12 protein-coding genes and 1 pseudogene are annotated in these 10309 nt (G+C 66.2%); 5 read left to right on the top strand and 8 right to left on the bottom strand.

Annotation, left to right across the window (positions count from 1 at the left end; all coding sequences use genetic code 11):
* Positions 1-109: 109 nt before the first annotated feature.
* The 3 genes from AB0J62_RS18800 to AB0J62_RS18790 form a co-directional block, all read right to left on the bottom strand.
* Positions 110-646, bottom strand: a complete 537-nt coding sequence (locus AB0J62_RS18800) for an alcohol dehydrogenase catalytic domain-containing protein (RefSeq protein WP_363871977.1) — start codon at positions 644-646, stop codon at positions 110-112.
* A gap of 81 nt (positions 647-727) precedes the next feature.
* On the bottom strand, positions 728-1183 hold the full coding sequence (locus tag AB0J62_RS18795; RefSeq protein ID WP_363871974.1) for a DAK2 domain-containing protein: 456 nt from the start codon (positions 1181-1183) through the stop codon (positions 728-730).
* A 301-nt stretch (positions 1184-1484) separates the two neighbouring features.
* Complete coding sequence (locus tag AB0J62_RS18790) at positions 1485-2045, bottom strand: TetR/AcrR family transcriptional regulator (protein WP_363871971.1); 561 nt, start codon at positions 2043-2045, stop codon at positions 1485-1487.
* Positions 2046-2091: 46 nt separating this feature from the next.
* Between AB0J62_RS18790 and AB0J62_RS18785 the strand changes: the two genes are divergently transcribed.
* Positions 2092-2520, top strand: coding sequence for a VOC family protein (locus AB0J62_RS18785; protein ID WP_363871968.1), 429 nt, complete (start codon positions 2092-2094; stop codon positions 2518-2520).
* A gap of 111 nt (positions 2521-2631) precedes the next feature.
* Here the strand turns inward: AB0J62_RS18785 and AB0J62_RS18780 are convergent, their stop codons facing one another.
* The 3 genes from AB0J62_RS18780 to AB0J62_RS18770 all read right to left on the bottom strand — a co-directional run bounded on the left by AB0J62_RS18780 (position 2632) and on the right by AB0J62_RS18770 (position 4546).
* Positions 2632-2853 carry a hypothetical protein gene (locus tag AB0J62_RS18780; protein ID WP_363871965.1) on the bottom strand — a complete coding sequence of 74 codons (222 nt, stop codon included), beginning with the start codon at positions 2851-2853 and terminating at the stop codon, positions 2632-2634.
* Positions 2854-3416: 563 nt separating this feature from the next.
* Entirely contained in the window at positions 3417-3629 is a 213-nt protein-coding gene (locus AB0J62_RS18775) for a hypothetical protein (protein WP_363871962.1), read from the bottom strand.
* A 344-nt stretch (positions 3630-3973) separates the two neighbouring features.
* Positions 3974-4546: a TetR family transcriptional regulator gene (locus tag AB0J62_RS18770; RefSeq protein WP_363871959.1), complete on the bottom strand. Its 573-nt coding sequence runs from the start codon at positions 4544-4546 to the stop codon at positions 3974-3976.
* Between the two features lie 90 nt (positions 4547-4636).
* Between AB0J62_RS18770 and AB0J62_RS18765 the strand changes: the two genes are divergently transcribed.
* Positions 4637-5650: an aldo/keto reductase gene (locus AB0J62_RS18765; protein ID WP_363871956.1), complete on the top strand. Its 1014-nt coding sequence runs from the start codon at positions 4637-4639 to the stop codon at positions 5648-5650.
* Between the two features lie 433 nt (positions 5651-6083).
* Here AB0J62_RS18765 and AB0J62_RS18760 read toward each other — a convergent pair whose 3' ends face one another.
* Positions 6084-6995 carry a LysR family transcriptional regulator gene (locus AB0J62_RS18760; protein ID WP_363871953.1) on the bottom strand — a complete coding sequence of 304 codons (912 nt, stop codon included), beginning with the start codon at positions 6993-6995 and terminating at the stop codon, positions 6084-6086.
* A gap of 70 nt (positions 6996-7065) precedes the next feature.
* On the opposite strand from AB0J62_RS18760, the gene AB0J62_RS18755 reads away from it, so the two are divergent.
* A complete protein-coding gene (locus AB0J62_RS18755) occupies positions 7066-7998 on the top strand; it encodes an SDR family NAD(P)-dependent oxidoreductase (RefSeq protein WP_363871950.1) in 933 nt (310 codons plus the stop codon).
* A gap of 126 nt (positions 7999-8124) precedes the next feature.
* On the opposite strand, the pseudogene AB0J62_RS18750 reads toward AB0J62_RS18755, so the two are convergent.
* A pseudogene (locus tag AB0J62_RS18750) lies at positions 8125-8313 on the bottom strand (aldo/keto reductase); the annotation flags it as partial.
* 538 nt (positions 8314-8851) lie between these two features.
* Between AB0J62_RS18750 and AB0J62_RS18745 the strand changes: the two are divergent.
* Both AB0J62_RS18745 and AB0J62_RS18740 read left to right on the top strand, forming a co-directional pair.
* Positions 8852-9997 (top strand): site-specific integrase, encoded by a 1146-nt coding sequence (locus AB0J62_RS18745; protein WP_363871947.1) that lies wholly within the window; start codon positions 8852-8854, stop codon positions 9995-9997.
* A 72-nt stretch (positions 9998-10069) separates the two neighbouring features.
* A complete protein-coding gene (locus AB0J62_RS18740; protein WP_363871944.1) occupies positions 10070-10213 on the top strand; it encodes a hypothetical protein in 144 nt (47 codons plus the stop codon).
* The last annotated feature ends 96 nt before the right edge of the window (positions 10214-10309 follow it).

Here is a 10309-nt window from a genome sequence, read left to right as displayed (position 1 = left end):
GCAGTTTCGCATGATCGTCCGGAGTGGCGAAGTAGTAGACGGCGGCTACCATCCGGCCAGTCTGTCATCGGCATGACAGCGCGCAGAATGCGGCATGTTCGAGCGTTTGTCACCCGTCCCAAGGCAGGCTGTGCATCAGTTCGCCATGCGTCGGCGTCATCCCTCGGGCGGTGATACCCGGGCAGAACAACGGCGCAGCCTCGACCAGGTCGAGCCCGTCCGGTACGTGGTACGTGTGGGCCGCATTCGTCAGCATGTACTCGGCGTAGCCACCGTTCACGTGCTCTCCGGTGATCACGCGCTGGTGGCAGAGGTACTCACGTCCGGAGGTGCAGAACTCGCACTCCTCGCAGGTCTGCCACAGCGGCTGCACGCCGACGCGATCGCCGACGGCGAAGCCGGCCGCCCCAGGCCCGACCGCGGTGACGGTGCCGGTCACCTCGTGCCCGGGGATGATGGGGCTGATCCCGGGTACGCCGCCGTCGACCCAGTCGCCCTCGACCATGTGCAGGTTGGAACGGCAGACGCCACAACCGGCGACCTTGATCTGCAGCTGGCCGGTATCCGGCTCAGGCGTCTCGACCTCGTGCCACCGCAGCGGCTTCTCGTTCAGCGGTGCGGGGGTTTCCAGAGTGATTGCGTACATGTCATTCATCGTTCGTGCTGAGTCGTTCGGAGTCCAACAGGCAACGGTCATAGCTGCTATCGCAGATCGCTATAACGCCGATCAACGCGCCTGCAGCGCTTGCAGGAACCGGAGATAAGCGATGGCGCCGGGATCGCGGTGACCGATCGATCGCTCCCCCAGCCAGGCTGCGCCCCCACGGCCGGAACGCAGTTCCGCGCTCGCGTCGACCCGTTCCGAGGCGGTCTCCAGCATCCGGTCGAGGACGTCGGATGCGTTCGGCGACTTCCGGAGTACCTCGAGACTCGGGAGCGGCGCGTCCAGGATGGTCTTGTCACCGAGCTCGGCCTTGCCACGCTCGTTGATGCGCTCGGCGAGCGCGTCACCCAATTGCAGAAGAGTCTGTCCGTCCACCTCCGTCGCACCGGAGACCGCCTTGGCGGCGGACAGTCCGCCACCGCCGAGCAGGGCGCTAGCCCCCGCCGCGTCCGAGCCCAGGTCGACGACACGAAGGCCGGGTCCGGCGTCGCCAGCTGGATTGGGGGCTGGACCCGCCACCTCGGTGTGATCAGACGTTCGTTCAGTACTTCCTGAACGGTCAGTCCGACCCGAAGTCGTTCTCGACGAACGGCTCCCAGGCCAGGTCGACGTTCCTGTCCGCGGACGCGACGGCTTTCCACCGCTGCGGATCGACCTCAAAGCCCCCGGTCCCAATCGACTTCGAGTTCAGGCACCCGGCGCGGTAGTTCTGAATTTGCCAGGGACCCTTCCTCCTTCGAACGGGCCCTGGCGCCTGCGACCGGAATCAACAGACAAATCACCAGAACGCGAATTGATGAAGCCGATCGCGGCGAACGACTCAGCGTGCGCTTGCCAGGGTACGAGCAGCGGCCGCTGCCTCGGTTGCCGCCGCCTCGACGTCGGTGAGTACGCCTTCGCGGAGGAAGGCGGCGAAGCCATGACCGGTGGCTGCGATCGTGTGGATGAGTCGCAGACCGCCACCCAGCTGCTCGGCAGGAGCACGCAGTACGGCGAGAACCTGCTGCCCCGCCTCCTCCAGCCCGTCGTGGTCGGACTTCACCAGGCCAGCACTGAAGGTGACGTCGAACAACGCGGGTTCCTCCACGGCGAAGCGAACGTACGCGGCGGCGAAGCGGGCCAACTGCTCGACCGGGTCATCGGTGCCGGCAAGAGCGGCAGCGAAGCGGTCGCGTTGTTCCTCGTAGCTGCGAAGCGCGAGCGCGGCCAGCAGCGCATCCTTGTTGGCGAAGTGGCGGAAAGGCGCTGCCACGCTGACCCCGGCCCGCCGGCTCGCCTCGGCCATGGTGAAGCCCTGTGGTCCGCGCTCGGCCACCAGCTCCAGCGCGGCCTGCTCGAGCGCGTGCCGGAGATCTCCGTGGTGGTAAGTCATCCGTGCCATGCGATTAATGTTAGCGCCACTTACTTCGCGTGTTACGCTGCCCTATGTGAATACGACTAACATGCGCTTCGACCACGTCGGCCTCTCTGTCGCCGACCTCGACGTCCAACGCGACTTCTACGCCAGCGCGCTCGGCCTCACCGCGGTCGAGGAACACCTCGAGATGCGTGAGGCCCAGATTCGGACCCTCATCCTGCGCTCGGCCGCAGGCCTCAAGATCGAGCTGATCGAGCGCGGCGGCTCGGCTCCGCAGGAGTTCACCGACGCGTATGACGGCGCCGGCACGCAGGGCTACTTCCACTGGGCTCTCTACGTCGACGATCTCGACGCCGTCTTCACCCACACCCTCACCGCGGGCGCAACGGAGGTGTCCGCACCTGCGCCGGCTGCCCGCGCCGGCGCGCGCTTCGCCTACGTCAAGGACCCCGAGGGCAACCTGCTCGAACTCATCCAGCCCGCCGACGACAGCCATTGATCGCCCTTCTGATAGGTCGCCGGACCACGTCGCGGTTGCCCCAGGCGCGGGGCAACCGCGAGTCTGTGAAACTGCGAGTGCCGACAGCGGCCTCCGTACCGAGTCTGCTGCCTATCGCGCGGGATGCGAGAAAATTCCACCGGCGGAGCAGATGTCACCGTCGTTGAACGTGTTGCGTCCGCAGACCCTGAACTCGGTGATGTCCAGCGGCAGGTCCATGGACTGCGATTCCTTGCCGTTGGTCAGGTAGAAGGTCTGCATCTGCGACTGACCGTTGACGAAGTAGTCGACGTGAACGTTGCGAGCCAGGTGCTTCCCCAGACCCACAGCCAACTGGTGACACCCTTGGCGCCGGTCCTCGTGTTGTCGACCTGGGACGTGTAGTGCTCGTTGACCAGTTGGTGGTGCTCCTGGGCATCCACGGAGCAGACCTGGCCACAGTCGAAATCAGCAGGAGCAGCTGTGGCTGGTACTGCCGCTCCGACTCCAGCGACAACCGCACCGACCAGGACCGCAGCCTGGAAATCGTTGCTTCAAGCTCCATTCGGTTCATCCTTCGTCGTTGGCTCTACCCTCCCGCCCCCGGGAGACCGCGGCAGGTCGGTTCGGGGTGCGCTGCTCGGGGCGGTCACGAGGAGAGTGAACATCGCGACGGTGACAACCACGCCGGCCGCGGTCTCGGCTGCGACGCAGCAGGCCGCAGCTACGGACTTCAGGTGGATTTGTCATGACGGCAACCTCTTGTCTCGCTTACAGCCCGCCGAGCTGACCGCTCGCGGCTGCGCGAGGTGGTTTCTACACTGCCCCAGGCCGATAAATGGCCAATAGACGGTGGCCGGCCCGTGAGGAGGAGGAACCTCCCACGGTCCCCGCCCCGCGCCTTCATCAGCCGACAATCAGGTGTGGAGCGCGCCGTCGTCGATGAACTCGTAGTTGCCGGGCCCGTTGATCCGCCTGGCATCGAGGTTGTCGTCGGGGTCGGGGAAGTCGTGCTCCATCATCGTCAGGATCGCCTCTTGGGTGATCGCGATGTCCGGGAGGTCCTTGCTGTCACCGCTGGTGAACTGGACCCAGTTCATGATGGTGCGGCCGGCGACAGTCAGGTACATGCTGTCGGCACCGGTGAAGTCCTCGTGCTCGATGCAGTTGATGTGGGAGGTGTGCAGCGTCGCCGGGGCAGCGACGTGGACGCCTGCGCGGGGCCGGCAGCGAACCCGATCGCGGTGATGCCGATCGCCGGGACGGCCAGCAGTTTGGTTGCTCGTGACATCTTTCTGACTCCTCGCTCGAGGGCGGTGATAGCTGGAGGAACCCGACGATCGTCGGCAGCCAAGGCTTCCCGCAGTTGACCGAGTGTCGTACCGGACACGCCCAGCCGGTCTATGCCCGCACTGGTTCCGACGGGTTCACCAAGGAATGGCGAAAACTCGCCGGCTGAAGGACTCGTGGGAGATCAGCTGCCGAGCAGGTCCAGCACTGCTGCCAGTCGGTCGACGAGGGCGGCCGGGGCCTTACCCTCGAGCCCCTTGTTGCCAAGCACATTCCGCTGCATCTGCACGCCGCTGCAGACAGCGATCAGCAGGGCGGCACGAGCGAAGGCATCGACCTTCCCCGAAGGCAGCCGGTCGGCCAGATCACGCTGGTAGTGGCTCTCGATGTGTCGCTGCATGATCTCCACCGCTCGAACACTTCCCGCCGAGCGGATGGTCAGCAGCAACGCTTTCGACTGTCCTTCTGGCGGATCGTTGAGCAGGCTGCGGGCCATCTCGCGGTTGTGACCCGGAACCATCATCAGCGGATGCTCGAAGGTCGTCTGGACAACGTGCTCGAACAGCCCCTCCTTCGAACCGAAGTAGCGACCGATCAGCCGCGGATCGACCCCGGCCTTACCGGCGATCACCCGCGTACTCGCACCGTCGAAGCCGTGCTCCGCGAAGGCGTCGATCGCGGCGTCCAGAATGCGCTGCCGCGTCAGCTCGGCATCGCGAGCTGCGCGTACTACCTCAACACCCGTGTTCGGTGGCATCTGACCAGTCTACGGGTCCCGGTTGGCAATGTCCCCTAGTGAGGACATAGACTTGTCCCCAGATGAGGACATCTACCGAAAGGTTGGACGATGACTATCCCCACTCGCGTTCTCGGCCCTGAGAAGCTCGAGGTCGGCGCGATCGGCTTCGGAGCGATGAGCTTCGGGAACCCGTACGGACAGCACGGGCAGTACGACCCCGACCAGGCCGCGGGCGAGATCCTCGACCGGGCCGAGGCGCTCGGTGTGACCCTGATCGACACCGCGGACGGGTACGGCGAGAGCGAGGAGATCCTCGGCCGCGCACTCGCCGGGCGCCGGGACCGGTTCGTGGTCGCGACCAAGTTCGGAATCGTCTCCGCACCGTTCGGCGGTGGCGAGGCGAAAATCGACGGAAGGCCGGCGTACGCCCGCGAACGCCTCGAGCGGTCCCTGCGCCGACTGGGAACGGACCACGTCGATCTGTACTACCAGCACCGAGCGGACCCGACCGTTCCCATCGAGGACACGGTCGGCGCGATGGCCGAGTTCGTCGCCGAAGGAAAGGTGCGGTACCTGGGGCTCTCCGAGGCGTCGCCCGACACCATCCGGCGTGCGCACGCCGTGCACCGGATCACCGCGATCCAGACCGAGTGGTCGCTGTGGGAGCGAGGCATCGAGCGAGAGGTGCTGCCATTGACCCGGGAGCTCGGTATCGCCGTCGTTCCCTACAGCCCGCTCGGCCGCGGAGCACTCACGGGCTCCATCGAGTCGCGCGCCGACCTGGCCGGCGCCGACCACCGTGCCGGCATGCCGTGGTACTCGGAAGAGAACATCGCCCACAACCTGTTTACGGTCGACATCGTCCGCGGCATCGCCAAGGATCTCGACGCGGCTCCCGGTCAGGTCGCCCTGGCCTGGTTGCTGGCTAAGGCACCCGACGTGGTCCCGATTCCCGGCACCCGGCGTGCGGAGTACGTCGAGCAGAACAGCCTGGCCGCGAACCTGACCCTCGCGCCGGAGCACCTCGAAGCCCTGGAGAAGATCACCGTCGCCGGCGACCGCGAGCACGGCACGGCCGTTGACGCGCAGAACTGGTTCAACGGCACGACGCCGACTCGCTGATACCTCCGGCGAGGCTGCCGGGCCAAGACGCCTGACATGACTGAGCGCCGACCCCGTCGGGCCGGCGCTTAGCGCACGCACGTGGGTACCTCATCAACGTGACGCCCGAGGCTAGCGGGTCCGGGTGGTGCCAGTCCGAGCAGACATCGCCGGTGCCTCCGCCGTCCGGTCCGCAGGCCCTGAACGCAGTGACGTTCTGGCTCAGGTTCATGGACCGCGAGCCCACGGCCGGACTGTAGAGCTTCTGCTGGACGGGATTGCATTCCAGGTAGTAGTCGACGTGTCCACGAGAATTCGCCGTTCTTGATCATTGCCTGAGGCACCGAGTGTCAGGGACTCGAGAGCCGCGGCCGCCGGCGCTCCGGGCGTCTACCCGCTGGACCGGCGTCAGCTCCCTGACCAGAGGGTCTCCCGGAACCTGCATCGGACTGGGCTAGGGTTCCGAGGTGAGGATGATTGCGCGGAGAGCCTCGGTGAGCCTCGCCACCGGCTCCGGCTGAGGGCCGGGCAGCCGGGCGAGCAAGATGCGTCTCTGCTCACCCGGTCCGCCACGAACCCGAAGTACCTTCACCTGTGGCGGCACCACAGGGACCAGAGCTGCGGGGATGGTGGTGATACCGCACCCGGCGCCGACCAGTTGCAGCTTGGCCAGCCAGTCCTGCGCGGAGTGTGCGATCTCAGGGCGCTCGTCCAACCCCATCCAGACCCCCATTGTCCGCTCGCCGCCGGTGCCGGCGATCCAGCGCTGTCCGCGCAGGTCGGCAACATCGACATAGGTGTCGCGCGCCAGCGGGTGCGTGGCCGGAACAGCCACCCGCAGGCTGCGTTCCGTCAGTACCTCGGTGTGAAGTGCCGGCGTCTCGGTGTCCGGTGCCCGAAACGGCGGTGCCGACGAGAGCAGCGCCAGATCGAGACTTCCCGCCCGTAATGCCCGGACCAACGCCGACGTCGTACCTTCGCGACTCGTCACCACGACAGCTGGATGAGACACCCGAAGCGTAGCTACCGCCCGCGGGACCAGATCCGCTCCCGCAGTGGCAAACCACCCCAGCCGGACCGAGCCGGGCACCTCGGGTACGCCGGCGAGCTCGCGAGCACCTGCGTCCATCTGATCGATGACGGTCGCGGCACGCCGGGCGACGATCCGGCCGGCCGCGGTCAGCCGCACCCCGTCCTGGCGACGCTCAAGCAGCCGTGTTCCCGCGGTGCGCTCCAAGGCCGCGATCTGTCGTGACACCGCCGACTGACTGTAGCCGAGGGCATTCGCGGCGGCGGTCAGCGTGCCGCGCTCGACGACCTCCCTGAAGACTCGGAGCGCAGTCAACGAAGCATCAGCAAGAGTCATGACATTAATGCATACCACCCTTGACGACTTCTCGCTTCTGTCATGAGGAATCCGTGCCTACGGTAGAGGCATGAGCCTGATTCGAACACCTTTCGGTTTTGCCAGCTCCGCCGCGGAGGTCGTGTCCGGCGTGGACCTCCGTGGCCGTCGCGCGGTGGTGACCGGCGCGTCGTCCGGGCTCGGAGTCGAGACCGCTCGTGGGCTCGCGACAGCTGGCGCCGACGTCACCCTGGCTGTGCGTGATCACGCCGCCGGCCAGACCGCGGCCAAGGACATCGCGTCGAGCACCGGCAACGACGCGATCCATGTTGCTGTTCTAGATCTGACCGATCTCCGCTCGATCGCCGCGTTCTCTGCGGGCTGGAGCGGCCCGCTGGACATCCTGGTCAACAACGCCGGCGTGATGGCCAGCCCCGAGCTGTACACCGAGTACGGGTGGGAGCTGCAGTTCGCCACCAACCACCTCGGGCACTTCGCCCTGGCCAACAGCCTCCACCCGGCGTTGACCGCCGCCGGGGACGCCCGGATCGTGGTCGTCACGTCCAAGGCACACATGAACTCGCCGGTCATCTTCGACGACCTCAACTTCGCCTTCCGGGCGTACGACCCGTGGCTGGCCTATGGTCAGTCCAAGACCGCCAACGTGCTGTTCGCGGTCGAGGCGTCGCGCCGCTGGGCGTCGGATGGCATCACCGCGAACGCCGTCATGCCAGGAGCGATCCACACGAACCTCCAGCGCCACAGCGGGGGCAGCGGCAAGGTCCCGCCCGAGCTCATCAAAACCGTCGAGCAGGGCGCCGCGACCTCCACCCTGGTTGCGACCTCCCCGCTGCTCGAAGGGATCGGTGGCCGCTATTTCGCGGACTGCAACGAGGCCGAGACAGTGGACCGCCGCCGGCCCGGCCTGGGCGACGTCGCCAGGTTCGCACTGGACCCTGCCAACGCCGAACGTCTCTGGACTGTTTCCGACGACCTGGTGGCCGCGGCCTCGCGGCGCTCCTGAGTCAGGCGTTGACGGCGGCAGAATACGCGTCGAGGTACGGCGCTTCGCCGGCGTCAGGCCTGTCGGTGGCCAGCATCGCGCGGTGCCAGAACGGGTAATGCGCGCTGGCTGCCCGGCCTCGTTGATCCGGTTGAGCTCTTCCTCGGTGAGCACCAGCTCCACAGCGGCGCGGTCGTCGTGCAGCTGGCCCTCGTTCCGCGCGCCGAAGACTGCTCCGGTCACCCCCGGACGGCTCAGGTGCCAGGCGAGCACGACCCGAGCGATCGAGACTCCCGGTCCTTCGCAACCCCCTCGAGGACCTCGATGACGTCGTATGCGCGCTCCCGATCACAGACGTACGACTCGAGCCATCCTGCCGCGGCGGCAGGAGACCCTTGCCGGTCTTGAGCTCTGGCTCGCCGACGCCGTTCACGCCGAATCGGCGAAACCCTTATAGGCCAGAGGCTTTGCGCTTGGTCGATCAGCAGCGGTCGACCTTGATGGAAGTCAGCAGATTCGTGGTTCGAGGCGGTGGTCGCTCCGTTGATTGGACCATCTGACCAACATGTGCCCACGCGACACCGCTCGTCGTCGTTGAGCCTCGAAAATCGAGAGCGAGCGGCGTGAAGTCTCCTCTGCTCGGACGTTGAGCTGCGGCTGGTGTTGTCGACCATCGCGGAGGTGGCGAGGTGGCGTTCGTGAAGGATCAGTGGACGACTGCCGTCAAGCAGCCTGATGGGAGCGTTACGCGGGAGCGGAACGAGAGGCGGTGGGGGCGGGGAAACGGTGGCTGGCGGTTTGGCATGACCCGAGTGGGAAGGAGCAGTCCCAGGCCTTTGACACGAAGGTGCGGGCGAGCAAGTACGCCAGTGCGATGGAGACGGACGCGGCTCGTGGGGACTACGTCGATCCAAAGGCCGGCCAGGTTCGGTTTGGAGTCGTCGCTCAGATCTGGCTCAAGTCGAGGTCCGTCGATCCGACGACCCTGATCCGGTACGAGACAGCGTTGCGGCTGCACGTGCTCCCGCACTTCGGGAGCCGGCCGGTCAAGAGCATTAAGCCCTCGGAGATCGCCACGTGGCTGACCGATCTCGAGGCACAGATCGGGTTGGCAACTGCGCGGACGGCGTTCGTTGTTGTGCACGGCACCTTTGAGCTGGCGGTGGACGACGGCACGATCAAGCGGAATCCGGCGAAGGCCAATGTGGTCCAGCTTTCGGCCCCGAAGCATCGGAAGATCGTGGCCTGGAGCGATGCCCGGGTCCAGCGTGTCGTCGAGAGCCACCAACCAGAGTTCCGGGCCATCCCTGTCATCGGTGCCGCGGCGGGGCTACGGCAGGGTGAGCTGTTCGGGCTTGCGGTGGAGGATCTCGACTTCGACCAGATGATCATCCACGTCCGGCGACAGGTGAAGCGACTCGGCAGGAACTTCGTCTTCGCATTGCCAAAGAGCGACACTGAACGTGAGGTGCCCGTGTCCGAAGGTGCGGCGCTTGTGCTCCTCCAGCACATAGAGACCTACCCTCCACGACCGTATTCGCTGCCGTGGGAGAGGCCAGACGGGGATCCATTGGAGGCCAGCATCCTGTTCCGCTGGAGAGATGACCGGCACATTCAGGCGCGCAGCTACAACGAACGGGTTTGGAAGCCGGCGCTAGTCGCCGCCGGCGTGATCCCGGAGCCGACCCGGACGGACCGTGGCGCACTGCAGTACGTCAGCAGCAGAGACTCCGGGATGCATGCTTTGCGCCACTACTACGCCAGCGTCGCCTTGGCGGACGGGGTCAACATCAAGGAGCTGGCCGAGTACTTAGGACACAGCGACCCCGGCTTCACGCTTCGCCTCTACACTCACATGCTGCCGTCGTCGCACGAGCGAGCCCGCAAGGCGATCGACTCGCGGCTCGGTCATATCTTCTCGTCAGCGGCTCACGGAGCAGTCACGGAGCAGCCGGCAAAAGGGCACCTCCAGAACCTGTCCCAGTTCGAGGCCGATCCATCCCTCGAAATAGGCCTCTGACCTGCGGGAACGCGCTCAGAGCAGGCCCGGCGTCCTCCCGATTTCGCTCGGCTCGGCCAACCGAAGGCCGACATGTTCCAGTTCTACGCCCAAGACCACCAACGCTTCACCGGCGACCGCGACGTAGCCAAGATCCGCGAACTCAACCCCCAACTGGAGTCCTTCGCCGACTGGCTCGACAACCACCGCGAACAACTCAAAGCCTCACAAAACTGACGATTCCACGCCTCGCCCCGGCGGCCGACCTCCCCCAGCCGACCGCCGGGCCCGTACCGGAGTCCTGTTGTTCGTCGTACTCCTGCTGCCAGCGTT

The organism is Kribbella sp. NPDC049584 (assembly GCF_040675555.1).
Taxonomy (GTDB): domain Bacteria; phylum Actinomycetota; class Actinomycetes; order Propionibacteriales; family Kribbellaceae; genus Kribbella.
Note: the sequence above shows the minus strand (reverse complement) of the source record. Positions and strands in the feature narration are given on the sequence as shown.